Annotated in this window: 18 protein-coding genes and 1 pseudogene; 9 read left to right on the forward strand and 10 right to left on the reverse strand. The window is 73.1% G+C overall.

The window, feature by feature from the left end:
- Positions 1 to 12: 12 nt before the first annotated feature.
- From AB0C28_RS34010 to AB0C28_RS34025, 4 genes are read left to right on the forward strand one after another with little or no spacing between them, the layout of a single operon-like run.
- Positions 13 to 1,077 carry a LacI family DNA-binding transcriptional regulator gene (locus tag AB0C28_RS34010; RefSeq protein ID WP_358080006.1) on the forward strand — a complete coding sequence of 355 codons (1,065 nt, stop codon included), beginning with the start codon at positions 13 to 15 and terminating at the stop codon, positions 1,075 to 1,077.
- Entirely contained in the window at positions 1,074 to 3,104 is a 2,031-nt protein-coding gene (locus AB0C28_RS34015) for a beta-galactosidase (RefSeq protein ID WP_358080007.1), read from the forward strand. The genes AB0C28_RS34010 and AB0C28_RS34015 overlap by 4 nt, the downstream gene beginning before the upstream one ends.
- Positions 3,105 to 3,121: 17 nt before the next feature.
- The gene (gene yicI / locus AB0C28_RS34020; RefSeq protein ID WP_357854181.1) at positions 3,122 to 5,401 is read left to right on the forward strand and encodes an alpha-xylosidase; all 2,280 of its coding nucleotides are present in this window, start codon (positions 3,122 to 3,124) and stop codon (positions 5,399 to 5,401) included.
- 1 nt (position 5,402) lies between these two features.
- On the forward strand, positions 5,403 to 6,794 hold the full coding sequence (locus AB0C28_RS34025) for a GH1 family beta-glucosidase (protein WP_358080008.1): 1,392 nt from the start codon (positions 5,403 to 5,405) through the stop codon (positions 6,792 to 6,794).
- Between the two features lie 22 nt (positions 6,795 to 6,816).
- Here AB0C28_RS34025 and AB0C28_RS34030 read toward each other — a convergent pair whose 3' ends face one another.
- The 5 genes from AB0C28_RS34030 to AB0C28_RS34050 form a co-directional block, all read right to left on the reverse strand.
- Complete coding sequence (locus tag AB0C28_RS34030) at positions 6,817 to 7,650, reverse strand: SAM-dependent methyltransferase (protein ID WP_358080009.1); 834 nt, start codon at positions 7,648 to 7,650, stop codon at positions 6,817 to 6,819.
- A gap of 102 nt (positions 7,651 to 7,752) precedes the next feature.
- Positions 7,753 to 8,805, reverse strand: coding sequence for a hypothetical protein (locus AB0C28_RS34035; RefSeq protein WP_358080010.1), 1,053 nt, complete (start codon positions 8,803 to 8,805; stop codon positions 7,753 to 7,755).
- A gap of 99 nt (positions 8,806 to 8,904) precedes the next feature.
- Positions 8,905 to 9,543, reverse strand: a complete 639-nt coding sequence (locus tag AB0C28_RS34040) for a nitroreductase family protein (protein WP_357854193.1) — start codon at positions 9,541 to 9,543, stop codon at positions 8,905 to 8,907.
- 70 nt (positions 9,544 to 9,613) lie between these two features.
- Positions 9,614 to 10,726: an arabinogalactan endo-1,4-beta-galactosidase gene (locus tag AB0C28_RS34045; RefSeq protein ID WP_358080011.1), complete on the reverse strand. Its 1,113-nt coding sequence runs from the start codon at positions 10,724 to 10,726 to the stop codon at positions 9,614 to 9,616.
- A gap of 9 nt (positions 10,727 to 10,735) precedes the next feature.
- Entirely contained in the window at positions 10,736 to 12,769 is a 2,034-nt protein-coding gene (locus tag AB0C28_RS34050; RefSeq protein WP_358080012.1) for a beta-galactosidase, read from the reverse strand.
- 191 nt (positions 12,770 to 12,960) lie between these two features.
- On the opposite strand from AB0C28_RS34050, the gene AB0C28_RS34055 reads away from it, so the two are divergent.
- From AB0C28_RS34055 to AB0C28_RS34075, 5 genes are all read left to right on the forward strand, one after another.
- Positions 12,961 to 14,280, forward strand: coding sequence for an extracellular solute-binding protein (locus AB0C28_RS34055; RefSeq protein WP_357854201.1), 1,320 nt, complete (start codon positions 12,961 to 12,963; stop codon positions 14,278 to 14,280).
- Positions 14,277 to 15,161: a sugar ABC transporter permease gene (locus AB0C28_RS34060; protein ID WP_357854204.1), complete on the forward strand. Its 885-nt coding sequence runs from the start codon at positions 14,277 to 14,279 to the stop codon at positions 15,159 to 15,161. The genes AB0C28_RS34055 and AB0C28_RS34060 overlap by 4 nt, the downstream gene beginning before the upstream one ends.
- Positions 15,161 to 16,042: a carbohydrate ABC transporter permease gene (locus AB0C28_RS34065; protein WP_357854207.1), complete on the forward strand. Its 882-nt coding sequence runs from the start codon at positions 15,161 to 15,163 to the stop codon at positions 16,040 to 16,042. The genes AB0C28_RS34060 and AB0C28_RS34065 overlap by 1 nt, the downstream gene beginning before the upstream one ends.
- Positions 16,039 to 17,034 carry a LacI family DNA-binding transcriptional regulator gene (locus tag AB0C28_RS34070; RefSeq protein ID WP_346114346.1) on the forward strand — a complete coding sequence of 332 codons (996 nt, stop codon included), beginning with the start codon at positions 16,039 to 16,041 and terminating at the stop codon, positions 17,032 to 17,034. The genes AB0C28_RS34065 and AB0C28_RS34070 overlap by 4 nt, the downstream gene beginning before the upstream one ends.
- A gap of 230 nt (positions 17,035 to 17,264) precedes the next feature.
- On the forward strand, positions 17,265 to 18,095 hold the full coding sequence (locus AB0C28_RS34075) for an SAM-dependent methyltransferase (protein ID WP_358080013.1): 831 nt from the start codon (positions 17,265 to 17,267) through the stop codon (positions 18,093 to 18,095).
- Between the two features lie 4 nt (positions 18,096 to 18,099).
- Here the strand turns inward: AB0C28_RS34075 and AB0C28_RS34080 are convergent, their stop codons facing one another.
- From AB0C28_RS34080 to AB0C28_RS34100, 5 genes and pseudogenes are all read right to left on the reverse strand, one after another.
- On the reverse strand, positions 18,100 to 18,477 hold the full coding sequence (locus tag AB0C28_RS34080) for a YchJ family metal-binding protein (RefSeq protein WP_358080014.1): 378 nt from the start codon (positions 18,475 to 18,477) through the stop codon (positions 18,100 to 18,102).
- A gap of 171 nt (positions 18,478 to 18,648) precedes the next feature.
- Positions 18,649 to 19,500: an NAD-dependent protein deacetylase gene (locus tag AB0C28_RS34085; RefSeq protein WP_357854216.1), complete on the reverse strand. Its 852-nt coding sequence runs from the start codon at positions 19,498 to 19,500 to the stop codon at positions 18,649 to 18,651.
- 146 nt (positions 19,501 to 19,646) lie between these two features.
- Positions 19,647 to 21,419, reverse strand: a complete 1,773-nt coding sequence (locus AB0C28_RS34090; RefSeq protein ID WP_357854219.1) for an ABC transporter ATP-binding protein — start codon at positions 21,417 to 21,419, stop codon at positions 19,647 to 19,649.
- Positions 21,416 to 23,155: an ABC transporter ATP-binding protein gene (locus AB0C28_RS34095; RefSeq protein ID WP_358080015.1), complete on the reverse strand. Its 1,740-nt coding sequence runs from the start codon at positions 23,153 to 23,155 to the stop codon at positions 21,416 to 21,418. The genes AB0C28_RS34090 and AB0C28_RS34095 overlap by 4 nt, the downstream gene beginning before the upstream one ends.
- Before the next feature lie 169 nt (positions 23,156 to 23,324).
- A pseudogene (locus tag AB0C28_RS34100) lies at positions 23,325 to 26,096 on the reverse strand (hypothetical protein); the annotation flags it as partial.

The raw sequence follows: 26,096 nt of genomic DNA on the forward strand, positions 1-26,096 counted from the left end.
ACCGGAGTCTCCTTGCCCTCGATACGTGACGTGGCCTCGCGCGCCCAGGTCGCGGTCAGCACCGCGTCGGCCGCGCTCAACGGCACCCGTCCGGTGGCGGCGGCGACGAGGCAGCGCGTGCGACAGGCGGCCGAGGAGCTCGGGTACCGCCCCAACCTGCTGGCCCGCGGCCTGCAGAGCAAGCGCACCCGCATCCTGGCGCTGCTGTTCCCCGCCCCGCACAGCGGTTTCGGGCTGACCGAGATGCGTTTCGCCACGGCGGCGGCCGAGGCGGCCAGTGAGCTGGGCTACCACCTGCTGCTGTCGCCCGAGACCGGCGACCCGATCGAGGAACTGCGCCACCTCACCGGGCTCGGGCTGGTGGACGGCGTGCTGCTGATGGAGGTCAGCCTCGACGACGAGCGGGTGGAATTCCTGCTGGAGGCCGGGGTGCCGTTCAGCATGATCGGCCGCACCCGCGAGCCGGGCCCGATCGACCACGCCGACATCGACTTCGCCGCCACCGCCAGGGACGCGGTGGCGCACCTCGCCGGGCTCGGGCATCGCAAGCTGGCCTTCTTCAACCTCTCGCCCGGTACGTACGCGGCCCAGTACGGCCCCGCGATCAGGGCGGGCGAGGAGTTCGCCGCCGCCGCCCGCGCGGCCGGTCTGGCGTATGTGGACGACTTCCGCCCCGGCTCGGCCGAGGAGGGAGGGCAGGCGTTCGAGCGCCTGATCGAGGCGCATCCTGACGTGACGGCGCTGGCCGTGATGGACGACCACGCCGCGGTCGGCGTGATCGCGGCGGTGGCGCGGCGCGGCTGGCGCATCCCCCGGGACCTGACGCTGATGCTGGTGCTCTCCTCGGCCAGGGTCGCCGAGATGTTCCACCCCCGGCTGACGACGATGGAGCCGCCCAGCGCCGAGCTGGGCCGGCTGGGGGCGCGGATGCTCATCGACCGGCTGCGGGGCGACACGCCGCCGCAGGGGCGGCTCGTGCCCTGCCGGCTGGTCCCCGGGGACAGCTCGGGACCGCCACGAGAGGGGCCATCGCGGGCCAGTACGGCGCGGAAGGCGACAAGGGGAATGGGTTCATGACGGAGCGGCTGGGCATGCACACGCTCACCGAGGGGCGCGGGCTGCTGTTCGGCGGTGACTACAACCCGGAGCAGTGGCCGGAGGAGGTCTGGGCCGAGGACGCGGAGCTGATGCGGGCGGCCGGGGTCAACCTGGTCACGGTCGGGGTGTTCAGCTGGGCCCGGCTGGAGCCCGAGCCGGGCAAGCACGACTTCGGCTGGCTCGACCGGGTGCTCGACCTCATGGCCGCGAACGGCATCGCCGTCGACCTGGCCACCCCGACCGCCTCCCCACCGCCCTGGCTGGGGCACCGGTGGCCGGAGACGCTGCCGGTGGACGAGGGCGGGCACCGCCTCTGGTACGGCTCGCGCAACCAGTTCTGCCCCTCCTCCCCCGTCTACCGCGAGCGGGCCCTGGCCATCGCCGGCGCCCTGGCCGACCGGTACGCCGGCCATCCGGCGCTGGCGCTGTGGCACGTGGGTAACGAGCTGGGCGAGGTCTGCCACTGCGACGTGTCGGCCGAGGCGTTCCGCGGTTGGCTGCGGGCGCGCTACGGCGATCTCGGCACGCTCAACGAGGCCTGGGGCACCACGTTCTGGAGCCAGGGATACGGCGACTGGGCGGAGGTCCTGCCGCCACGCCGCGCCCCGTACATCGTCAACCCCTCGCAGCGGCTCGACTGGTGGCGCTTCAGCTCGGACGCGCTGCTCGGCCACTTCCGCGCCGAGCGCGACGTGCTGCGGGCCCGCACGCCCGACGTCCCGGTCACCACGAACTTCATGGGCTTCTTCAAGCGGGCGGACTACTGGTCGTTCGCGGCGGAGGAGGACGTCGTCGCCAACGACTGGTACCCGGAGCCGGGCGACCCCCTCTCCCCTGCCAGGACGGCGCTCACCCACGACCTCATGCGCGGCCTGGCGGGCGGCCGGCCCTGGCTGCTGATGGAGCAGTCGACCAGCGCCGTCAACTGGCGCCCGCACAACCTGCCCAAGCCGCCCGGCCAGCTCCGGCTGGAGTCGCTGCAGGCGGTCGCGCGCGGCGCGGACGGGCTGTGCTACTTCCAGTGGCGAGCCTCGCGCTTCGGCGCGGAGCGCTTCCACGCCGCGATGGTGCCGCACGCGGGCGCGGACACGCGGCTGCACGCCGAGGTGCGCGCGCACGGGCAGGAGCTGCGCGGGCTGGCCGCGCTGGCGGGCGAGCCGGTGCCGGCGCGGGTGGCGATGGTGTTCGGCTGGGAGAACTGGTGGGCGCTGGAGGAGCGCGGGCGGCCCAGCGACCGGCTCAACGCCGTGGACCAGCTGCTCGCCTACTACGTGCCGTTCTTCGAGCGCGGGGTGAGCGTGGACGTGGTGCCGCCGTCGGCTGATCTGTCCTCGTACGCGCTGGTCGTGGTGCCGAACCTGTTCCTCGTCGCGGACGGGGACGCGGAGGCGCTGTCGGCGTACGTGCGCGGCGGCGGCGTGCTGGTGGTCGGGCCGTTCTCGGGGGTGGTGGACCCGCGCGGGCACGTGCGCACCGGGCCCTTCCCCGCGCCGCTGCGCGAGGTGCTGGGCGCCAGTGGCGAGGAGTGGCTGCCCGCGCCGGACGACCGGCCGGTGCGCTGCCGGTGGAGCGGCGGCGCCGAGTTCACCGCGAGCACGTGGACCGAGCTGCTGCGCGCCGAGGGCGCCGAGGTGGTGGCCGAGTTCACCGAGGGCGACCTCGCGGGCCGCCCCGCCGTCACCCGCCACCGCGCCGGCCCCGGCCCTGGCGAAGGCCCCGGCGAAGGCGTCGCCTGGTACGTGGGCACCATGCCCGAGCCCGCCGCGCTCGGCGCCCTGGCCGCGCGGGTGCTGGCCGACGCGGGCGTGGAGGGGGCGGTGCCCGAGCTGCCGCCCGGCGTCGAGGCCGTGCGCCGCGGCGAGGTCCTGTTCCTGCTGAACCACGGCGCCACCACCGTACGGGTGCCGCTCCAGGAGGCGGCCGAGGATCTGCTGACCGCGGCGCCCGCGCAGGACGCCGTCACCCTGGCCCCCCGCGCGGTCGCCGCGCTGCGCCGCCTGCCCTGACACGAGAACGGATCGAGATGAAGTTCAAAGACGGCTACTGGCGGATGCGTCCAGGGGTGCGGGCGGACTACGCCACGTCCGCGCACGACGTGACGGCCGAGCGGGGGTCGGTCCGGATCCTCGCCCCGACCAGGGAGATCGTCCGCCGTGGCAACACCATCGACGGGCCGGTCCTGCGGGTGGATCTGTCCTCGCCGATGCCGGACGTCATCCGCGTCCGCGTGGTGCACCTGGCCGGATCGGTGCCCGCCGCCCCCGTCTTCGAGGTGCGGGACGACCACCCCGGGGTGGAGGTCTCCGTGGACGCCGGACAGGTGAGCCTGACCAGCGGCGCCCTCACCGTCCGCGCGGGCCGGGACGCGCCCTGGGACCTGTCCTTCAGCGCCGGCGGGCGCGAGCTGACCCGCAGCGCGGGCAAGAGCCTCGGCATCATGAACGACCAGGACTCCCGCCACTTCCTGGTCGAGCAGCTGCGCCTCAGCGCCGGCGAGCTCGTGTACGGCCTCGGCGAACGCTTCGGCCCCCTCGTGCGCAACGGCCAGTCCGTCGACATCTGGAACGAGGACGGCGGCACCAGCAGCGAGATCGCCTACAAGAACGTCCCCTTCTACCTGACGAACCGGGGCTACGGGGTGTTCGTCAACCATCCCGGCCGGGTGTCGTTCGAGGTCGGGTCGGAGAGCGTGTCACGGGTGCAGTTCAGCGTCGAGGGCCACGACCTGGAGTACCTCGTGATCCACGGGCCGACGCCGGCCGACGTGCTGCGCCGCTACACCGCGCTGACCGGCCGCCCCGCGCTGCCGCCCGCCTGGTCGTTCGGGCTGTGGCTGTCCACCTCGTTCACCACCGACTACGACGAGGCCACGGTGACGTCGTTCGTGGACGGGATGGCCGAGCGGGACCTGCCGCTCAGCGTCTTCCACTTCGACTGCTTCTGGATGCGGCGGTTCCGGTGGTGCGACTTCGAGTGGGACCCCGAGGTCTTCCCCGATCCCGAGGGCATGCTGCGCCGGCTCAAGGAGCGCGGGCTGCGCGTGTGCGTGTGGATCAACCCGTACATCGCGCAGGCGTCGGCGCTGTTCGACGAGGGGGCAGCGGCGGGGCACCTGCTGCGCAGGCCGGACGGGACGGTCTGGCAGGATGATCACTGGCAGGCGGGCCGGGCGCTGGTGGACTTCACCTCGCCGGCCGCCCGCGAGTGGTACGCGGGCAAGCTGCGAGGGCTGCTCGACATGGGGGTGGACGCGTTCAAGACCGACTTCGGCGAGCGCGTCCCGACCGACGTCGCCTACGCCGACGGCTCCGACCCGGGGCGGATGCACAACTACTACAGCCTGATCTACAACCAGACCGTCCACGACGTGCTGGCCGAGCGGCGCGGCCCGGGCGAGGCGGTGCTGTTCGCGCGCTCGGCCACGGTCGGCGGGCAGCGGCTGCCGGTGCACTGGGGCGGCGACTGCGAGTCCACGTTCGAGGCGATGGCCGAGTCGCTGCGCGGCGGGCTGTCGCTGGGCCTGGGCGGATTCGGCTTCTGGAGCCACGACATCGGCGGCTTCGAGGGCCGTCCCGACCCGGCCGTGTTCAAGCGGTGGGTCGCGTTCGGGCTGCTGTCCTCGCACAGCCGGCTGCACGGGAGCGGCTCCTACCGGGTGCCGTGGCTGTTCGACGAGGAGTCGGTGGACGTGCTGCGCGCCTTCACCCGGCTCAAGGCGCGGCTGATGCCCTACCTGTACGGCGCCGCCGTACAGGCCGCGCGGGAGGGCCTGCCGATGATGCGGGCGATGCCGCTGGCCTTCCCCGGCGACCCGGCCTGCGCCCACCTGGACGCCCAGTACCTGCTCGGCCCGGACCTCCTGGTCGCGCCGGTGTTGTCGGCGGACGGCGAGGTCACCTACTACGTGCCCGCCGGCACGTGGACGCGGCTGCTCGACGGGGAGAGGGTCACCGGACCTGGGTGGCGTACCGAGCGGCACGGGTTCGACAGCCTGCCGCTGCTGGTCAGGCCGGGCGCGGTGATCGCGACCGGCGCCCGCGACGACCGGCCCGACTACGACTACGCCGACGGTGTCACCCTGAACGTTCACGAGCCGGCCGACGGCGAGGTCACCACCGTCACGGTCCCCGATTCGGGCGGCCGGCCGGCCGCCGTGTTCGAGGTGTCCCGAGAGGGCTCGCGCCTGCGCGCCCGCCGTATCGAGGGCGCCCCCGCCCCCTGGAACCTGCGCCACGCCGGGACACACGCCGCCGCGGCGCCCGGGACCGACCACATCGAGATCAGCCTCAGCGCCAAGGAGTGACATGACCGCCTTCCCCGAGAACTTCCTGTGGGGCACCGCCACCGCCGCCTACCAGGTCGAGGGGGCCTGGAACGAGGACGGCCGCGGGCCGTCCATCTGGGACACCTTCTCCCACACGCCGGGCCTGGTGGCGCGTGGCGACACCGGTGACGTGGCCTGCGACCACTACCACCGACTGGAGGAGGACCTCGACCTGCTCGGCGCCCTCGGCGTCGGCGCCTACCGCTTCTCCATCTCCTGGCCGCGCGTGCAGCCGGGCGGCCGGGGCGCGGTGAACCGGCCCGGCCTCGACTTCTACCAGCGGCTCGTGGACGGCCTGCTGGCCAGGGACATCGCCCCCGTGGCCACGCTCTACCACTGGGACCTGCCGCAGGAGCTTGAGGACGCGGGCGGCTGGCCCGAGCGCGACACCGCGGCGCGCTTCGCCGAGTACGCCCGGCTCATGGGCGAGGCGCTGGGCGACCGCGTACGGACGTGGATCACCCTGAACGAGCCGTGGTGCTCGGCCTACCTGGGTTACGCCTCCGGCGTGCACGCCCCGGCCAGGACCGAGCCCGCCGCCGCGCTGGCCGCCGTGCACCACCTCAACCTGGGCCACGGCCTGGCCGTCCAGGCGCTGCGCTCGACCACCGCCAAGGACGCGCAGATGTCCGTCACGCTCAACCTGCACCACGTGCGCGGCGTCTCCGACCGGGACGCCGACGCGGTCCGCCGGGCGGATGCGGTGGCCAACCGGGCCTTCCTCGGCCCGATGCTGGAGGGCGCCTACCCACGCGACCTGATCGCCGACACCGCCGCGGTGACCGACTGGTCGTTCGTGCGCGACGGCGACGAGGCCACCGCCTGCCAGCCGCTGGACGTGCTCGGCGTCAACTACTACAACCCGACGCTGGTCCGCGCCTGGGACGGCGCCAGTGCCAGGGAGACCGCCGACGGGCACCAGGACGGGGCCGCCTCGCCGTGGATCGCGTGCGAGGACGTCGAGTTCGTCCAGCAGCCGGGGCCGTACACGGAGATGGGGTGGAACATCGACGAGACCGGGCTGACCGAGCTGCTGCTGCGCCTGCACCGCGACTACCCCGGCATGCCCACGATGATCACCGAGAACGGCGCCGCCTTCCCCGACCCGGTCTCCGCCGACGGGCTCGTGCACGACGCCGACCGCGTCGACTACCTGCACCGGCACTTGAGCGCCGTGAACGAGGCCATCGCGGGCGGGGCGGACGTGCGGGGGTACTTCGTGTGGTCGCTGATGGACAACTTCGAGTGGGCCCACGGGTACGCCAAGCGGTTCGGCATCGTCCGGGTGAACCGCGACACGATGGAGCGCACCTGGAAGGACAGCGCGCACTGGTACCGCGACGTGGTCGCCGCGAACAAGCTGCCCGGCTGACCTCCCGGGGCTGACCCGGGGGCTACGGCTTGCGGGCCACGCCTCCGGCGAAGGTGTGATAGGTGATCCCGAGTTCGGGCAGTTCCTCGCCCGGCTCGGGACGCCACTCCGGCAGCGGCACCAGGCCGGGCTCCAGCAGTTCGAGCCCGTCGAAGAAGGCGAGGATCTGCTCGCGGGTGCGCCACCGGCCCGTGCCCAGGTGCTCGTTGAACACCCGCTCCGCGCTGACGGCCTGCTCGGCCACCTCGGGGTGGGCCTGGCCCGGGTTCTGGAAGTGCGAGATCACCACGTGGCTGCCGGGAGCGAGCGGGCCGATGAGGCGGGCCGCGATGCCGGCCGGGTCCTCCGCGTCCGACATGTGGTGCAGGATGCCGAACAGCAGCAGCCCGACCGGCTCGCTGAAGTCGATCAGCGCGCGGGTGCGCGGGTCGTCCAGGATGCGCTCCGGCTCGCGGGCGTCGGCCTCGATGATCGTGGTGGACTCGTCCACGGCGAGCAGGGCCCGGCCGTGGGCGAGCACGATGGGGTCGTTGTCGACGTACACGACGTGGGCCACGGGCGCGACGGACTGCGCGACCTCGTGCACGTTGCCCTGCGTGGGCAGCCCTGAGCCGATGTCGAGGAACTGGCGGATGCCCACCTCACCGGCCAGATGACGGACCGTGCGGCGCAGGAAGCCGCGGTTGGACGCGGCCGCCTGCGGCGCGTCCGGCGCGATCTCCAGCATCGCGGCCGCCACGCGGCGGTCGCTGGCGTAGTTGTCCTTGCCTCCGAGGATGTAGTCGTAGACACGGGCGACGCTCGGCTTGCTGGTGTCGATCCCGCGGGGCGCGCCTTGCTGCTCGCTCTCGGGCACGGGGAGCTCCTTGCGACGGTTCGGGGCGTGGGCGCCATGATCCTGCTGGCGCCATGATCTTAAAGGGACCGCCCCGATCCGCGCGCGAAGTATCCGGAAATTTCAGGACACGCCCAGTTCGTCACGCAGCAGCCGCGCCGCGCCCGCCATGGCGCGCATCTTGCCCTCGGCCGACTCCCTCGGCAGATACTTCATCCCGCAGTCGGTGGCGATGACGATCCGCTCGGGAGCCGTCCACGAGAACGCCTTGCGCACGCGTCCCGCCACCACCTCCACCGGCTCCACGTCGGGCGTGGACAGGTCGATCACGCCGAGGATGACCGTCTTGTCCTTCAGGTCGGACAGCACGCCGAGGTCCAGCCCCGACTGCGCGGTCTCGATCGACACCTGCTTCACCGGGCAGCCGGCCAGTTCCGGCAGGAACGAGTACGCCTCGGGCCGCTCGTGGATGATCGCCGCGTAGCCGAAGCAGATGTGCACCGCCGTCATGCCGGTGATCCCGTCGAGCGCCGCGTTCAGCGCCGCCAGGCCGTAGGCCCGCGCCGCCTCCGGCCTGGCCTGCATGTACGGCTCGTCGATCTGCACGACGTCGGCCCCGGCCGCGAACAGGTCGCGGATCTCGGCGTTGACCGCCGCCGCGTAGTCCATCGCGGCCGCCTCGGCGTCGGGGTAGTGGTCGTTCTGCGCCTGCTGGCTCATCGTGAACGGCCCCGGCACCGTCATCTTCACCACGTGGTCGGTGTGGGCGCGCAGGAACTGCAGGTCGTCGACCTCGACCGGGCGGGGCCTGCGGATCGGCCCGGCGATGCGCGGCACGGGGTTGGGATGCCCGCTGCGGTCGAGCGCCGTGCCCGGGTTGTCGAGGTCGAGCCCCTCAAGGGCGGTGGCGAAGTGGTTGGAGTAGCTCTCGCGCCGGATCTCGCCGTCGGTGACGATGTCCAGACCGGCCCGCTCCTGGGCCCTGATCGCCAGCTCGGTGGCGTCGTCCTGGGCCTGGGCGAGCCGGTCGGGCGGGATCCGCCACAGCTCCGCGGCCCGCACGCGCGGCGGGAACCGGCCGGCCAGCCGGGCGCGGTCGATCAGCCATTCGGGCTGGGCGTAGCTTCCGACCAGGGACGTCGGCAGCAGCGGCAAGGCGTTCACAGGGTCATTCACAGGGGGCCCTCCGTCACAGTTGGTTCAGGCCCCCTACTCTGCCCGCCCCGCGCGGCCGTTACCAGTGATCGCTACCAGTGATCCGCTACCGGTGATCCGTTACCAGCGATCCACGTGAAGGACCTCCTCCAGCGGCTGACGCTTGGCGGGGCTGAAGGTCTCGCCGGTGTAGTACGCGGTGGGGATGAGCACGCCCTGCCGGACGTCGCCGGGGATGCCGAGCAGCTCGGCGATCTCGCTCTCGTACGCCAGGTGCAGCGACGTCCACGCGGTGCCCAGGCCGCGGGAGCGGGCGGCCAGCATGTAGCTCCAGGCGGCCGGGTGCAGCGAGCCCCACAGCCCGGCCTGGTTGCCCGGCGGCAGGCCGCCGGGCACGCGGATGCAGCCGATCACCAGCACCGGCACCTCGCCCATGTGCTCGGCGAGGTGGCCGGCGCTGTCGGAGACGCGCTGCTGGGTCGCCACCCGTTCCGGGTCGTCCGCGAACAGCCGCCGGGCCGAGGTGCCCGACTCGTAGTAGTGGCGCCACGAGCGCTGGTAGTAGTCGCCGATGGCCTTGCGCTTGTCCGCGTCGGTGACCACTACCCAGTGCCAGCCCTGCGAATTGCCTCCGGTGGGCGCCTGGAGGGCGATCTCCAGGCACTCCCTGACCAGCTCCAGCGGGACCGGGCGGGTGAGGTCGAGGCGCTTGCGGACACTTCTGGTCGTGGTGAGCAGCTCGTCTGCTGAGATCGTCATGCGCTCATCATGCCCAGCTCGGCGCCTGGCGTAGCGGGCGCCGCCGTCACCGGCCGCGCCCGCGCCCGGCTCAGCGGCGGCCGAGCACCGCCATCGCGGGGAGCGCCCGGTCGTCGTAGCCGAACAGGGCCTGGTTCTCCCAGCCGTTGCCCGACGCCGGGTCGGCCGGGTCCCAGCCGTTGCCCTGGACGCCGGTCCACGTGGCCTCCCAGGTGAACAGGCCGAGGCCGAGGCCGTTCGGCACGGCGCGGACGATGTCGGCCACCTTGGCCAGCATCGCCGCCTGCCCCTGCGGGGTCGCCGGGTGGCCGGGGTACGGCTCGGCGGCGGTGATGATGTTCGGCCAGCCGTCGTCGTCCTCCGTGGTGAAGGGGTAGGCGGTCTCGACCACGACCACGGGCTTGCCGTACCGGAGGGCCACGTCGTTGATGTTGGCCTGGAAGCTCTCCGGCGTGCCGTGCCAGAAGGAGTAGTAGGACATGCCGATCACGTCGTGGCGGATGCCGTGGGCCCGCGCGTTGTCGAACCACCACCGGTAGAGCCCGTTGTCGCCGCCGTCGGCCAGGTGCAGCACGACCTTGGTGGAGCGGGACACCCGCTTGGCGGCGTCGTAGCCGGCGTTGAGCAGGGCGGCCGTCTTGGGCCAGTCGGCGTTGGAGCCGTCGGGCCAGAGCAGGCCGCCGTTGATCTCGTTGCCGATCTGCACCATGTCGGCCGTGGTGCCCTGGCGGCGCAGCGCGTCGAGCACGTCGAAGGTGTGGTCGTACAGGGCCTGCGTGAGCCCGTCGAAGGGCAGCGACTCCCAGGCGGCGGGCTTGAACTGCTTGCCCGGGTCGGCCCAGGTGTCGGAGTAGTGGAAGTCGACGAGCAGCCGCATGCCCTGCGCCTTGATCCGCCTGGCCATGGCCAGCACCCTGGTCTTGGTGTTGTAGCCGTCGGCGGGGTTCACCCAGACCTTGAGCCGCAGGTAGGTGAGCCCGGCCCTGGACAGGATGGCCAGCGCGTCGCCTCTGCGCCCGCGGGCGTCGCGGTAGACGCCGCCGTACGCCTCCGACTTGGCCAGGCTGGAGACGTCGGCGCCCCTGATCGGGAGCCGGCCGTGCCCGGCCTGGGCGGAGGCGGGCGCCGCCGGGAAGACGGCCAGGGCGATGAGTAACAGCAGGGTGATCAGGATGCGTTTCATCGGGTCTCCCTAGGGGTGGGGGGATGGCACGACGACCACGACGTCCCCGGCCGCGACGGTGACCGGCCCGTCGTGCCGTACGCCGTCGAACACGCTCACGCCGCTCACCCCCTCGACCGTGACGGCCTGGTCGCCGTGGTTGATCAGGAAGACGTGGTCGCCCCTGCGCACCAGTTCGAGGGTGTCGGGGAGACCGTGCGGGCGGGAGACGCCCGCGTGGGCGAGCACCTGGGCGAGCAGGTCGCGCAGGCCGGTGAGCGGGGCGGTGGCGAGGTACCAGGCGGCGCCCGCGCCCAGGTCGTGGCGGGTGAAGGCGGGGTGTCCCGCGTCGGGTCCCGAGGCGAAGCCGCGCAGCGTCGTCGCGCCCGCGGGCCGGACCCGTTCCGACCAGATCCGGGCGGCGCCGCCATCGGCCGGCTCCCCGGTCAGGTCCCCCGTCAACTGACCAATGAGCTGCCCAGTAAGCTGCACCGTTTCGTAGGCGCGCAGAGGGTGGAACTCCTCGATCGACAGACCGAGCAGTTCGCGCAGCGCGCCCGGGTGGGCGCCGGGGTGGATGGCGTCGTGCTCGTCCACGATGCCGGAGAAATACGACACGAGCAGGTTGCCGCCCGCTTCCACGTACTGGCGCAGGTTCTTGGCGGACGCCTCGGTCAGCAGGTACGAGCTGGGCGCGACCACCACCCGATACCCCGAAATATCAGCGGAAGGGTGGACGAAGTCCACCGTGACGTGCTCCCGCCACAACGCCTCGTAGAAGGCGTCCACCCGCTCCCTGAACCTCAGGTCAACCGACGGCCGCCACTCCAGCTCCAGCGCCCAGTACGACTCCCAGTCCCAGACGATCGCGACCTCGGCCCGCACCCGGCTCCCCCGCACCCCGGCCAGCCGCCGCAGGTCGGCGCCCAGCCGGACCACCTCGCGCCACTGCTCGGAGTCCGCCCCCGCGTGCGGCACCATCCCGGAGTGGAACTTCTCCGCCCCGAACCGCGAGGCCCTGAACTGGAAGAACAGCACGCTGTCCGAGCCGCGCGCCACGTGCGCGAGGCTGTTGCGGCGCATCTCGCCCGGCCGCTTGGCGAGGTTGCGCGGCTGCCAGTTGACCGCGCCGGCCGAGTGCTCCATCAGCATCCACGGCTCGCCGCCCGCCACCGACCTGGCGAGGTCGGCGGACATGGCCAGGTCGATGTGGTTGTCGGGCCGCTCGGCCTGGAGGTAGTGGTCGTTGGCGATCACGTCCAGCTCGCAGGCCCACTGCCACAGGTCGGTGGACTTGCAGTTGACGGTGCCGGCGAAGTTCGTGGTCACCGGGACGCCGGGGGTCACCTCGCGCAGGATGTCGCGCTGGAGCGCGTAGTGCGCGCGGTGCTGGCCGTCGCTGAAGCGGGCGTAGTCGAGGCGCTGGGCCGGGTTGACGGTCGTGTGGTTGGCGCGGGGCGCGTCGATCTGGGACCAGTCGGTGTAGGTCTGGCCCCAGAACGTGCCGCCCCACGCCTCGTTCAGCGCGGAGACGTCGCGGTACGCGGCTTCGAGCCACCGGCGCCAGGCGGCCACGCTGTGCTCGCAGTAGCACTCGCCGAGCGGCGCCCCGTACTCGTTGTGCACATGCCACATGACCACGGCGGGGTGGCCCCGGTAGTGCTCGCCCAGCGCCCGCACCAACCGCCCGGTCGCCTCCAGGAAGGCGGGGGCGCTGGAGCACGCGCTCTGCCTGCCGCCGAACCCGATCCGCAGCCCCTCCCTGGTCACCGGCAGCACGTCGGGGTGCTCGGCCACCAGCCAGGCGGGCGGGGCCGCGGTCGGGGTGGCCAGGTCGACGGCCACGCCGGCGCGGTGCAGCCGGTCGATGACCTCGTCCAGCCAGCCGAACGCGAAGCGGCCCGGCTCCGGCTCCATCAGCGCCCACGAGAACATGCCGAGGCTGACCAGGTTGACCCCGGCCTCGCGCATCAGGGACACGTCCTCTTCCAGGACCTCGCGCGGCCACTGCTCCGGGTTGTAGTCGCCGCCATAGGCGATTCCGGCAGGACGCTCCGGATACATCCATCCCCCTTGGAAAACTTCTGTGAACGTGCACAGTATGGCTCACCCGTCCGCATTGGGAACCGGCGGGCGGAAATTACTCGCGATAGGGCGATCCTTCAGGACATTAACGAGAACGTAACGACCCCTTGACGGGTGTTTCCGGGCTGTTCCACTCTGTGCACGTTCACAGAACCATCTGGAGGTACGCAATGCGCGCCAACCGCCTTGGAGCAGCCCTGGCCGTCGTCCTCACGGCCGCCCTCGCCGGCTGCGGGTCGGGCGAGCCCGCCGCCGAGAGCCCCGAGGCGGCGCAGAGCCCCGCGGCCGCCCCGCAGGGGCCGGTGAAGCTCACGTACTGGGCATGGGCCCCGAACATGGACAAGATCGCCGCCGTCTGGAACAAGGACCACCCGGACATCCAGGTCACGGTCAGCAAGCAGGCCGGCGGCGACGACGCTGCGGCCAAGTACCTCACCGCCGCCAAGGCGGGCAATCCCCCCGACCTGGTGCAGGCCGAGTACCAGCACCTTCCCTCCTTCATCGCCGCCGACGCGGTCGCCGACATCAAGGCCGAGACCGGCGCGATCAAGGGCGAGTTCACCGAGGGACTGTGGAAGCTGGTGACGCTGGGCACCGACGCCGTCTACGGCATCCCGCAGGACAGCGGCCCGATGATGCTCTTCTACCGCAAGGACCTGTTCGACAAGCACGGCCTCAAGGTGCCGGCGACCTGGCAGGAGTACGGCGAGGCGGCCAGGCAGCTTCGGAAGAAGGATCCGAAGGCCTATCTCGGCACGTTCTCCAGCAAGGATCCGGGAGCGTTCACAGGGCTGGCCCAGCAGGCCGGGGCGCAGTGGTGGTCGATCAACGGCGAGTCGTGGAAGGTCGACATCGCCGACGAGCCCACCAGGAAGGTCGCCGACTACTGGGGCGGCCTGGTGAAGGAGGGCGTCATCGACGACATGCCGTTCTTCACCCCCGAGTGGAACAAGGCGCTCAACGACGGCAAGCTGCTGACCTGGCCGTCCGCCGTCTGGGCGCCGGGCGTGCTGTCCAGCAACGCGCCCAAGGGCAAGGGCAAGTGGGCCGTCGCGCCGCTGCCGCAGTGGAACGCCGGCGAGAGCTTCAGCGGCTTCTGGGGCGGCTCGTCCACGGCCGTGTCGGCCAAGACGCCCAACAAGGCCGCCGCCACCCAGTTCGCCACCTGGCTCAACACCGACTCCGCCGCCATCGACCTGCTGGTCAAGGAGGCCGCGATCTACCCGGCCGCGACCAAGGCCCAGTCGGCGCTCGGCGCGGCCCCCGACTACTTCGCCAACCAGCCCGACTTCTGGCAGCAGGCCGCCACCGTCTCGGAAGGCGCCCGCGGGTTCACCTTCGGGCCGAACGTCGGCGTGACGTACAACGCCTTCAAGGACGGCTTCGACAAGGCGCTGCAGGCCGGCACGCCGTTCTCCGCCGCCATCCAGTCGATGCAGGACGCCACGGTCGCGGACATGCGCAAGGCCGGCTTCCAGCTCGCGTCATGAAGCGCTCGCAGAGGAGGCTCTGGCCGTACCTCTTCCTGACCCCCGCGATCGTGCTGTTCACGTTGTTCCTCGCGGTGCCGATCGGCTACACCGTCTACCTGGCGATGCGCAGGACCAAGGTGTCCGGGCTGGGGCTGGGCAGGGGGGCGCGCAGGGAGGTGTTCGTCGGGTTCGACAACTTCGCCGCCGCCCTGGCCGACGCCGAGTTGTGGCAGGGCTGGCTGCGGGTGCTCGGCTACGGCGCGCTGGTGCTGGCCGTGATGCTGGGGCTGGCGCTGCTGTTCGCGCTGCTGCTGGACTCGGCCCGGGTGCGGCTGGCCCGCTTCTCGCGGATCGCGATCTTCCTGCCGTACGCGGTGCCGGGCGTGGCGGCCACCCTGCTGTGGGGCTTCCTCTACCTGCCCTCGCTCAGCCCGATCCGGCAGGTCCTGGACGTGGACCTGCTGGGCGCCACCACCGTCACGTACTCCATGGCGAACGTGGCGGTGTGGGGCGGGGTCGGCTTCAACATGCTCGTGCTCTACACCACGCTGCGCGCGATCCCCCGCGACCTGTACGAGGCCGCCCGCCTCGACGGCGCCTCCGAGTTCCAGATCGCCGTCCGCGTCAAGATCCCGATCCTGACCCCGGCGATCATCCTGACCACCGTGTTCTCGATCATCGCGACCATCCAGGTGTTCACCGAGCCCACCACCCTGCGCCCGCTGACCAACACGATCAGCTCCACGTGGAGCCCGCTCATGAAGGTCTACCGCGACGCCTTCGTCACCGGCGACCTGTACTCGGCCGCCGCCACCTCGATCGTCATCGCGGCGATCTCGCTCGTCCTGTCCTTCGGGTTCCTGCGCGTGGTCCGCAACCGCGCCTTCGGGGAGGGTTGATGGCCACGGTCACCGCCGCCACCGCACAACGCCGCCGCGCCCGCTCCGGCTCCAGGGGGCCGGCCGGGCTGGTGCCGACCGCGCTGCTGCTGATCGGGGCGCTCTACTGCCTGTTCCCCGTGGCCTGGGTGCTGATCGCGGCGACCAAGTCGCCCGCCGAGCTGTTCAGCACCTCGACGCTCGCGTTCGGCACCGGCTTCTTCGACAACGTCGGGGAGCTGTTCGCCTACCGCGACGGGGTGTTCTGGCTCTGGGCCGGCAACACCCTGCTCTACGCGGGCGGCGGCGCGCTGCTGTCGACCGCGGTCTCGGCGGTCTCCGGATACACGCTGGCCAAATACCGCTTCCCCGGCCGCGACGTCATCTTCAACCTGCTCATCGGCGGCATCCTGGTGCCCGCGGTCGTGCTCGCGATCCCGCAGTACCTGCTCTTCTCCAAGATCGGCCTGGCCGACAGCCACTGGGCCGTGCTGCTGCCGCAGATCCTGCACCCGTACAGCATCTACCTGGCCCGCATCTACGCCGCCGCGGCGATCCCCGACTCGCTGCTGGAGGCGGGCCGCATCGACGGGGCCGGCGAGTGGCACCTGCTGCGGCGGGTGGCCATGCCGCTCATGGTGCCGGGCATGGTGACGATCTTCCTGTTCCAGTTCGTGGCCATCTGGAACAACTTCCTGCTGCCGTTCATCATGCTCGGCGACGACGGCAAGTTCCCGCTCACGGTGGGCCTCTACACGCTGCTGGCGGCGGGGGCGAACCAGCCCACGCTCTACAACCTGATCTTGACGGGCGCCTTCCTGTCGATCGTGCCGTTGATCGCGCTCTTCCTCACGATGCAGCGATACTGGAAGACCGATCTGTCCTCCGGAGCCGTCAAGTGAAGCGCCCTACCATCCACGATGTCGCCGCCGCCGCGGGCGTGTCCCGCGGCACGGTGTCCCGCCTGCTCAACGGCGACAAATACGTCAGCCCGAAGGCGCGGGTGGCCATCGAGCGGGCCATCTCCGAGACCGGTTACACGGTCAACCGCGCCGCCCGCAGCCTGGTCACCCAGCGCACGGGCTCGGTCGTCATGGTCATGTCGGAGCCGCACGAGAAGCTCTTCGAGGACCCCAACTACAGCACGCTGATCCGGGTGGCGATCAGGATGCTGGCCGAGCACGATCTGTCGCTGGTGATGATGATGGCGGGCGACGAGGCCGACCGCGAGCGCGTGGTGCGCTACGTGCGCGGCGGCCACGCCGACGGGGTGCTGCTCGTCTCCACGCACGCGGGCGACCCGCTGCTCGACGCGCTGCAGAGCGGCCCGCCCGCCGTCTCCTGCGGCGCCGTCATCGGCCGCGAGACCGTCATCCCGTACGCCACCGCCGACGACCGCCTCGGCGCCCGCCAGATGACCGAATACTTCGTCGGGCTCGGCCGCCGGCGCATCGCCATGATCACCGGCCCGATGGACACACCCGGCGGCATCCAGCGCCTGGAGGGCTTCACCGACGTGCTCGGCCGCCGGGCCACCTCGAAGCTGATCGCCCACGGCGACTGGACCCAGGCCAGCGGCGAGCGGGCGATGACGGAGCTGCTGGAGCGCACGCCCGACATCGACGCCGTCTTCGTGGCCTCCGACCTGATGGCCGCCGGGGCGCTGGCGGCGCTGCGCGCGGCCGGGCGGCGGGTGCCGGACGACGTGGCGGTGGGCGGCTTCGACGACTCCTCGGTGGCGGTCTCGACGCATCCGCCGCTGACCACGATCCGCCAGCCGCTGGCCGAGATGGCGCAGGCGACGATGCGGCTGCTGCTGGCGCTCATCGACGGGGCCGAGCACGTGGAGCCGGTGATCCTGCCGACCGAACTGGTGATCCGCGAGTCCGCCTGACCGCCCGCGCGCCGAGGCCGCGCTCTCTTCCCGCGCCGTGATCGCGATGGCTCCCGCACCGTGATCGCGGTCCCCTCCCACAGCGGCGGTCGCGATCTCTCCCCGCCGTGATCGCGATCCTTTTCCGCGCCCTCACTTTCGTGCTCTAATGTGCCACGCTCACTTCCCGAAATTTCCGCACTTTTCGGCATTATGATCATGCGAGCTGACGTCCCCCGAAGGAGCCCACGGTGGCCGACAACGAACGGGAGCGGGGCCCGGCGGGCATCGACACCACCAAGCCCAACGTCTCCCGCGTCTACGACTACATGCTCGGCGGCAAGGACAACTACGAGGCCGACCGCCTGATGGCGCAGAAGGCGCTCGAGATCGCCCCCGACGCCCGCGAGTCCGGGCGCGCCAACCGCGAGTTCCTCGGGCGCGTGGTCCGCTACCTGGCCGCCGAGGCCGGCATCCGCCAGTTCGTCGATCTCGGCTCCGGCCTGCCCACACAGGGCAACGTGCACGAGATCGCCCAGTCGGCCGCCGAGGGCACCCGGGTCGTCTACGTCGACCACGACCCGACCGTCCTGGTCCACGCCCGCGCCCTGCTCGCCGTGAACGACTCCACCACGGTCGTCGAGGCCGACGTGCGCGAGGCGGAGCGGATCCTGGACCATCCGAAGATCCGGCGGGTGATCGACTTCGAGCAGCCGGTGGGGCTGCTGATGTTCGCGATCCTGCACCATCTGGCCGACGACGACGATCCGGCCGGGATCACCCGCGCCATGATGGCGCGCCTGGCGCCGGGCAGCCATCTGGCCGTCTCCTGCTTCCACAATCCCGGCCTGGCCCATCCCGAGGTGTCCAAGCAGGCGTACGCGGCCGAGAAGATCTTCAACGAGACGCTCGGCACGGGCCGGTGGCGGACGAGCGAGGAGATCCTGGCCTACTTCGGCGGGCTGGAGCTGGTGGAGCCCGGCCTCGTGCCGTTGCCCGAATGGCGTCCCGGCACCGAGGACCGCGCGGCACCCGGCATCACCTACCACACCTTCGTGGGGGCCGTCGGCCGCAAGCCGTGACGTGTTACAGGGCGCCCGCGTAGACCCAGCGGCCCTCGTACCGGACGAACCTGCTGTGCTCCTCCATCTCCCCCGGCCGGCCGCGGTCGAGGTAGTGGGCGCGGAAGCGCACGGTGCCCTCGGTGTGCACGACGCTGCCCCCGCTGCTCTCCAGCACCTCCAGCCGCGTCCACTTCACCCGCCGGTCCAGGACGGAACCCGCCGGGCGGGCGGAGGGCAGCCAGGTGCGCAGCAGGTAGGCCTCGTCCCCGACCGCGAACGCGCTGAACCGCGACCGCATGAGCTGCTCGGCGGTGGCGGCGGCCGAGTCGCCACGGTGCAGCCTGCCGCAGCAGTCCTGGTAGGTGCCGGGCAGGCCGCAGGGACACGTACGAGAAGCCATGCCCCCATTCTCCCCCGCCCCCGACACCCCACAGCACCCCACCGCACCCCGGCTCCAGCGGTGCCGCCGGCCGCCGGCCTCAAAGTGTCCGGCCCCCGCGCCGCAACTCCGCAGTGGAGCCGTGCCGGGAGGCCGGTCAGGTGGAGGTCGCGAGCTGGGCCGTGAGGTGGGTCAGGTAGAGGTCGTGAGGTGGGCCGTGAGGTGGGTCAGGGTCGGGCCGAGCGGGGCGTCAACGGTGAGTGCGGCGTCGGCGTCGGCGCCGGTCGGGCCCTGGTTGACGATCGCGATGGGGATGCCGAGCGCCGCCGCCCTGCTCACGAACCGCAGCCCCGACCTGATCGCCAGCGACGACCCGAGCACCAGCAGCGCCCGCGCCCCGCCCACGACCGCGAAGCACTCGTCGACGCGCGGCCCCGGCACGTTTTCGCCGAAGAAGACCACGTCCGGCTTGAGCAGCCCGCCGCAGCCCGTGCAGTCGACCACGCGGAACGTGGCCACCTGGGCGTCGGTGAGCACGGCGTCGCCGTCGGGGTTGATCTGACCGGCCGCCGCCTCCCACTCCGGGTTGGCCGCGCGCAGGCGCCGCTCCAGCTCGGCGCGCGGCGTGCGCTCGCGGCAGGACAGGCAGACGACGCGGTCGAGCCCGCCGTGCAGCTCGATCACCCGGCGGGCGCCGGCCGCCTGGTGCAGGCCGTCCACATTCTGGGTGACGATGCCGGCCAGCAGCCCGCGGCGCTCCAGCTCGGCCACGGCCCGGTGACCGTCGTTGGGCCGGGCCAGGCCGATCTGCCGCCAGCCGACGTGGCTGCGCGCCCAGTAGCGCCGCCGCGCCTCCGCGCTGCCCACGAAACGCTGGTAGGTCATCGGCTCGGCCCGCCTGGCCCGCCCCGTCGGCCCCCGGTAGTCGGGAATGCCCGACTCGGTCGACAGCCCGGCCCCGCTGAGCACGGCCACCCGGCCCCTGGAGACCAGCTCGACCAGCTCCGCGACCCCGGTCATGCTCGGCGTGATGCTTGATGTCACAGATCCATGGTGCCCCCTCCCACCGACAACCTCGGCCACCACCCCTCACCGGCCCGCCTCACACCGCCGCACCGCCAGGCCGCGCCGCGGGCCGGCCGGGTTGGGCGCCCGCCGAGGCCGCCCGCTCACCCGGGGGCCCCGCTCGTTCAGTCGCCCGTCCGTTCCTCCGCCTCCGCGATCAGCTCCGCGTGCCAGAGCCGCCGCATCTCCGGGCAGGTCTCCAGCAGCTCGGTCAGCCGTCCCCGCCCGGCGACCCGCCCCCGGTCCAGGACGATCACCTGGTCGGCGCGTTCGAGCGCGGCCTGCCGGTGGGAGACGACCAGCACGGTCTCCGGGCCGTTCCCGGCGATCCGCTGCCACAGCAGTCGCTCGGTCTCGACGTCCAGCGCCGACGACAGATCGTCCACGACCAGCAGGTCCGGCTCCCGTACGAGGGCGCGGGCGGCGCTGACGCGCTGGGCCTGCCCGCCGGACAGCCGCATCCCGCGCGGCCCGACGAGTGTGTCCAGCCCGGCGGGCATCTCGGCCAGGTCCTGCTCGAACACGGCCAGCTCCAGCGCCCGCCGGGCATCCCCGGCCCGCCCGAGCAGCAGGTTCTCGCCGAGCCCGGTGGAGAAGAGCCGGGGGACCTGGCCCGCGTACGCCGTCCGCCCGGGGACGAGGAACGTGCCCGGGTCCTCGATCGGCACGCCGTTCCACGAGATCGTGCCCGCGTCCAGCGGCAGCAGGCCGAGCAGGGCGCGTACCAGAGTGGTCTTGCCCGCTCCCACGGCCCCGGTCACGACTGTGAACGAGCCCCGCTCGACGCGCAGCCCGACGTCGTGCAGCACCCCGCGCACGCTCAGCCCGCGCGCCTCGAACACGCGCAGCCGGTCGGCGTGCGGCGGCGGGGTCGCGGCGGGCGGCGGGTCGCGGCGCAGCCACACCTCGGTGCCCTTGACCAGGTCGTCCGCGTCCTCGTGCGGCGCCATCATCCCGCCGAGCCGCTCGGTCGCGACCGCGGCCTGCGGCAGCCGGTAGAGCAGAGTGCCGATCGACCGGGGCAGCGCGGTGAGCCAGCCGATGTAGCTGGTGAACAGCGCGAGGTCGCCCACGGTGAACTCGCCGCCGCGCATGGCGGGCGCGGCGAGCAGCAGGACGAGCCCGATGCTGAGCTCGACGGTCGTGGTGGTCGCCGCGTCGAGCAGGTCGGTCGCCATCCGGTCCCTGACGGCGGCGTCGCGCCGCCGCCGGTTGTGCTCGCGCAGCCGCTCCAGCGCCGCGTCCTCGGCCCCGGCGGTCTTGATCGCCAGTACGCCGCCGAAGACCTCCCCCACGTACGCGGTCACGGCCGCGCCGAGCAGCCGGGCCCGCCGGTGCAGCCGCGCGATCGTGCGCCGCATCGTCCGGCTCAGCACGCCGACCGCGATCATCGGCAGCACCAGCACGAAGGTGACGACGGGATCGACCGCGGCCATGATCGGCACGGCGGCCAGGGCGAACAGCGTGGTGCCCGCCAGGCTGACGCTCTCGTCGGTGAAGTCCACCGCGTCGGCCACGTCGTCGCGCATACGTGCCACGGACTCGCCGGAGGAGTGCGGCAGCCGGGCGGCGGCGGGGCCGCGCGCGGTCAGGACGGAGCGCAGGACGTTGCCGCGCAGCAGCGTCGCGGCGGCGTTCCACCAGTAGACGCCGTACGTCCACGCGACGATGATCACCACCCCGCGCACGACCTCGACGCCCACGAACGCCGCGCACCACCACAGCGTCGCCTCCAGCGCGGCCGGCCGGTGGCCGCTGATCCCGTCGAAGACCTCCCGCAGGACGAGCCCGCCGGCCAGCGGGATCACGTGGACCGGCAGCCACAGCAGCGCCCCGATCACGTACCGGCGCAGGTCGAACGTGGCCAGCCGGGTGGCCACCCGCATCACCGGCCTCATCGGCTCACCCCCGCCAGGTCCAGCAGCCGGCCGAAGCGGCTGCGCGGGTCGGCGGCGAGGTCGGCGCGGCGGCCGTACTCGACGATCTTGCCGTGGTCGAGCACCGCGATCTTGTCCACCTTCGCCAGGGATGACAGGCGGTGCGCGATGATCACGCCGGTCCTGCCGTGCAGCAGCCGGGCGACGCCGTCCTCGATGCGGCGCTCGGTGGCGGGGTCGAGCCGGCTGGACGCCTCGTCCAGCACGACGAGCCCGGGGTCGGCGAGGAAGGCGCGGGCGAACGCGAGGAGCTGCGCCTGCCCGGCGGACACCGTACGCAGCTCGGTGTCGAGCCCGTCGGGCAGCTCGTCCGCCCACTCCGCGAGTCCGGCCGCGCCGAGCGCCGCGCGCAGCCGTTCGTCCCCTGGTGAGGGCCGGAACAGGGTGAGGTTGTCCCTGACGCTGGCCGCGAAGAGCTGCACGTCCTGGGTGACCACGCCGATCCTGGCCCGCAGCGAGTACGGGTCCGCCGCGCGCAGGTCCACGCCGCCCACCAGCACGGAGCCCTCGTCCGGGTCGTGCAGGCGCAGGACGAGCCGGCCCAGCGTGGTCTTGCCGCTGCCGGTCCGCCCGACCAGGCCGAGCGTCTCCCCGGGCGCGAGCGTGAGGTCGATCCCGGACAGCACCCGCTCGTCGTCGCCGGGGTAGGAGAACCCGACGCCGTCGAGCCGCAGGCCGAGCGGCCCGGTGGCGGGCAGCGGGCGGGTGCCGGGGATCAGCGACGGGCGCTCGGCCAGCAGGCCCGCGATGCGGGACAGCCCGGCCAGGGCCGCCTGGTACTGCCTGATCTGGTCGATCAGCCGTTCGAACGGCGCCCGTACCATGAGCGTGTACTGGAAGAGCAGCACGGCGGTGCCGACCGTGAGCGCCCCGGTCTCCATGGTCCAGGCCGCCAGCCCCAGCATGATCGCCGTCCCGGCGGCGAAGGCCACCGAGGTGCCCGCCAGCAGGGTGGTGCCGACGCGGGCGTCGTGCCACTCGGCGCGCAGGACCGCGGCGCTCGTCTGGTGGAACCGGCGTACGGTGTGCTCGCCCGCGCCGTTGGCCCTGAGGTCCTCGGCGCCCGCGAGGCGCTCTTCGAGCACGCCCATCAGCGTGGCGTTCGCGGCGCGCGAACCGGCCGCCGAGGGGACGGCCAGGCGCTGCGCCCTGACCATGCCGTATCCGATGAGCAGGCAGTACGCCAGCAGCACGGCCCCGATGCGCCAGTCGACGGTGAACACGACGGCGACCACGCCGGCCAGCAGCAGCACGCCGGCCACGACGTCGAGCAGGAACGCCACGACGAAGTCGGCCACCGCGACGACGTCGCCGTCCACCCGTTCGATCAGCTCGCCGGGGGTGTGCCGGCCGTGGAAGGCCAGGTCGAGGCCGAGCGTGTGCTCGGTGAGCCGCTCACGCAGGCGGTTGCTGCCGTCCCAGGCGAGCCGGCTGGCCAGCCACGCGGTCAGCATGCGGGCCGCCTGGCCTCCGGCGGCCAGCCCGAGGTAGCCGAGCGCGATCAGCGTCAGGTGCCGGATGCTCGCGCCGGCGATGGCGTCGTCGACGAAGCGCCGGGTGATCTGCGGCGCGGCCAGCGGCAGCGCGGTCGCCGCGGCCACGGCGCCGGCCAGCGCGGCGGCGGGCCGCCGTCCGGGGCGCAGCAGGCGGAGGAGTGAGGTGTCAGAGGATGAGGTCCTGGAGTCGGACGGTCTCAAGAAGCGTCATGCCCTTTGCATAGGAGGATTCGCTGAGCTGGGGGAACATGAACGCTTCCCGCATCGCGGGCCTCCTGTGGGGTCGTGAACTGCTTCAGCCCGGGATTACACCAGCCCCCTCCCGACCCCGGCAACCGATTTTCCCGCCGGGGAACAACGGGCAGGTCCGTCAGCCGCCCGCGCCCGGCCACGGGTAGGGGTGCGCCGGCCGCGACCTGGCGCTGCCGGCCGCCTGCGGGGCGCGCCCGTCCGGCACGGCGGAGATGTCGGTGATGCGCTCCACCGGCCGATTCCCGGGGTCGCCGGCCGGGCGCAGGTACACGCAGCGCAGTTCGGCCGCGAACCGGTGGTCCCCGTCACGCAGCCAGCACTCGTCCGGTCCCGGCAGCACCTCCGTCATCGTGACGCGGTCGGCCGCCGCCGCCAGCCGGGCCAGCCCTTCGAGCAGGGCGGGCGAGCGCGTGTCGACGTAGAAGGGCTCGCGTTCGCGGCCCGAGCGGGCGTAGAAGGCGGCAGGCAGGTCGTGGACCTGTCGCAGCCGGGCCGCCGCCACCAGCAGCCCGCGGTCGTCGTCGGCCTGTCCGAGCGCGTCGAACGAGGCCCGCCCCACCTGCCAGCGCCGGCGCGAGATGACGACGTTGTCCCAGGTCAGCCGAGGCACTCGGGGCAGGTCACCGAGCCGGGGCAGCCGGATCCTGGGCAGGGCGAGGGCCGTGTGCAGCGCGGTGTCGTGCTGGCCGTTGTGCAGCAGCAGCGGCTCCTTCGTGCCCTTGGCGTACAGGAGCGCGCGCCGGCCGTCGCTGTGGACGTACAGCTCGTCGAGCCCGATCCGCCGCCGCCCCGGGCCGGCCGTCGCCCCGCCGAGCTCCAGTACGGGGCCGGGCAGCTCCGGCGGCGGCGCGCCGTCGGAGCGGTGGGTGATGACGTTCAGCACGGTGAAGCCGGACAGCGCCCGCCTGATCTCCGCGTCGCGCCCGGCGAGGCAGGCCGCGCCGTCCTCGCGGAACTGCGTCTCCCATGGCGTGAGCAGGACCGCGTCGTGCAGCCGGTCGAGGACCAGCGGGGTCACCCCTGCCTCGTAGGCCTCCAGCGAGGCGGCGGCGACCATGACGTCGGCCGAGCAGAGCACGGGGGCGGCGGGCGGGACGGGCTCGTCGAGCAGACCGGCGAGGTCGAGCGAGCGGGACCCGGCCGGCTCGTCGCGCACGAGGGCGGCGATGCGCCGGGCGAGCCTGTCGCTGTGGTCGATCCGCAGGTCGCCGGTCGCCCGCAGCGCCTCGGCCAGCTCGAACGTGCCCGCGCCGAGCCGCCCGGCAACCAGCCGGTTCGTGCGCGTCCTGGTCAGCTCGGCCTCCTCGGCGAGCAGGTCGAGCACCCGGGGCACCCGTCCGCGCAGGTCGGCCGCCAGCCCGCCGCCGGCGGTGACCCGCAGCGTGCCGGCGGCGGCCTCGTGCACGATCACCCGTTCGTCGCGCCGCGCGGTACCGGTCAGCGCCTCGATCCGGCGCTGCACGGCCAGCTTCACATCCGGCGAGGCCGCCGGGTACTGCCCGAGCAGCTCGCTGATCTCCTCGACGCGCCGCGCCAGCGGCGGTTCACTCCCTGACCGGCCACCGATGAGAACCCGTTCCCGCTGCACGGGTACGCCCGCAGGCGCCACGAACCCCCGCCCGCCCTGACCCGGCCCGCCTGCACGCCCCCACCCACGCACCCCCCGCGCCCCGGCACCCTCCCCGCCACGACCCCCCGCAGACCCCGTCACATCCGGCACCACACCCGGCGTCACATTGGGCGGCACGTCAGCCACCTCCCCCGCCCCATGCCCACATCGAGCAGCCCCCGCCTCCCCCGCCACCCCACCTCCGGCTCCGAGCGCACCACCAGCATCGGCCCCCACCCCGCCCACGGGCCCCGCCGCATCACCAGCGTCGGACCCCCGTCCGCCGCCAGGCCACTCGGCACCACGGACACCGGAAATCGGACCGTCCGCGGACCTCGTGGTGTCACCGCCGTTGGCCCCCCGCCCGCCTGCGAGACCTCGGACGCCGGGAGCCGAGCCGCCCGCAGGCCCTGTGGCACCCCGGGGGTCGGGAGTCGGGCCGGCCGCCAGGCCGCATTCGCACACGTCCGCGCCCTCGGCGAGGGTGCGCCGGACGCCCTTCACCGTCAGACCACGCCCGGGTGCAGGGTCGGGCCGCAGTCCCTTGGCGGCCAGGCGGTCGCGTAGCCAGCCCAGGGGATCGCAGACTGTGGCGGGCGGGCAGAGGTCGTGGGTGAGCAGGCCGCGCCGGACCGCCACGGCCAGCGCCGCCGAGGCCCGCTCCATGCCCGTGCCCGTCTCCTCGGCGATCTCGGCCAGCGTGCGGCGCCCGTCGCAGTGGCCGGCGAAGGCGGCCCCGTCGTGCGCCTCCCCCGTCCAGGTCGTACGCCGTGGCACCAGCCCGGCCACGAGCCCGGGATCGGCCAGGAGGCGCTGCTGCAGCGCCTCGCCCACCCGCGCGGCCGGAAAGGCCACCCGCCGGGCGAGCTCCCGAGGCCCCTTCCAGGTGTAAGAGCCGGCGGCGCCGGGCTCGACGGTGCCGTAGCCGATCGGCCCGTAGCAGCCGATCGTCTCGCACGAGGCCGCCAGCCGCTGGAGGCGGGCGGCGAGCTGCCGGCGCGTCCTGCCGCCCTTGGCCCCGCGCCGCAGGTCGCGGTAGAGGGCCGGCTCGTCGCACACCAGCGCGTCGAGGAACCGTTCGTCGCCGATGAGCCCGGCCATGGCCGTCCTGGCCAGCGTCGCGTCCGCCGCTGCGAGGCCGGCGAGGGTGTGCCTGGCCTCCTCCAGCAGGCCGGTCACCTCGTTCCACGCCGCCACCCAGCCGTCGGGCGCCGGCGTGCCGGCCGGCAGCGGGCGCAGGGCGCGCAGGCGCCCGCGCAGGCCGCCCGGCAGCCGCCCGCC

The organism is Nonomuraea sp. NPDC048892, assembly GCF_040649735.1.
Classification (GTDB): Bacteria; Actinomycetota; Actinomycetes; order Streptosporangiales; family Streptosporangiaceae; genus Nonomuraea; species Nonomuraea maheshkhaliensis.

What these genes read in the sequence shown, in the direction of transcription:
- AB0C28_RS34025 (WP_358080008.1), top strand. Translation starts at nt 5,403, where the DNA reads ATGACCGCCTTCCCCGAGAACTTCCTGTGGGGCACCGCCACCGCCGCC.
- AB0C28_RS34080 (WP_358080014.1), bottom strand. Translation starts at nt 18,477, where the DNA reads ATGGCTTCTCGTACGTGTCCCTGCGGCCTGCCCGGCACCTACCAGGAC.
- AB0C28_RS34050 (WP_358080012.1), bottom strand. Translation starts at nt 12,769, where the DNA reads ATGTATCCGGAGCGTCCTGCCGGAATCGCCTATGGCGGCGACTACAAC.
- AB0C28_RS34060 (WP_357854204.1), top strand. Translation starts at nt 14,277, where the DNA reads ATGAAGCGCTCGCAGAGGAGGCTCTGGCCGTACCTCTTCCTGACCCCC.
- AB0C28_RS34090 (WP_357854219.1), bottom strand. Translation starts at nt 21,419, where the DNA reads ATGAGGCCGGTGATGCGGGTGGCCACCCGGCTGGCCACGTTCGACCTG.
- AB0C28_RS34040 (WP_357854193.1), bottom strand. Translation starts at nt 9,543, where the DNA reads ATGACGATCTCAGCAGACGAGCTGCTCACCACGACCAGAAGTGTCCGC.
- AB0C28_RS34055 (WP_357854201.1), top strand. Translation starts at nt 12,961, where the DNA reads ATGCGCGCCAACCGCCTTGGAGCAGCCCTGGCCGTCGTCCTCACGGCC.
- yicI (WP_357854181.1), top strand. Translation starts at nt 3,122, where the DNA reads ATGAAGTTCAAAGACGGCTACTGGCGGATGCGTCCAGGGGTGCGGGCG.
- AB0C28_RS34045 (WP_358080011.1), bottom strand. Translation starts at nt 10,726, where the DNA reads ATGAAACGCATCCTGATCACCCTGCTGTTACTCATCGCCCTGGCCGTC.
- AB0C28_RS34015 (WP_358080007.1), top strand. Translation starts at nt 1,074, where the DNA reads ATGACGGAGCGGCTGGGCATGCACACGCTCACCGAGGGGCGCGGGCTG.
- AB0C28_RS34065 (WP_357854207.1), top strand. Translation starts at nt 15,161, where the DNA reads ATGGCCACGGTCACCGCCGCCACCGCACAACGCCGCCGCGCCCGCTCC.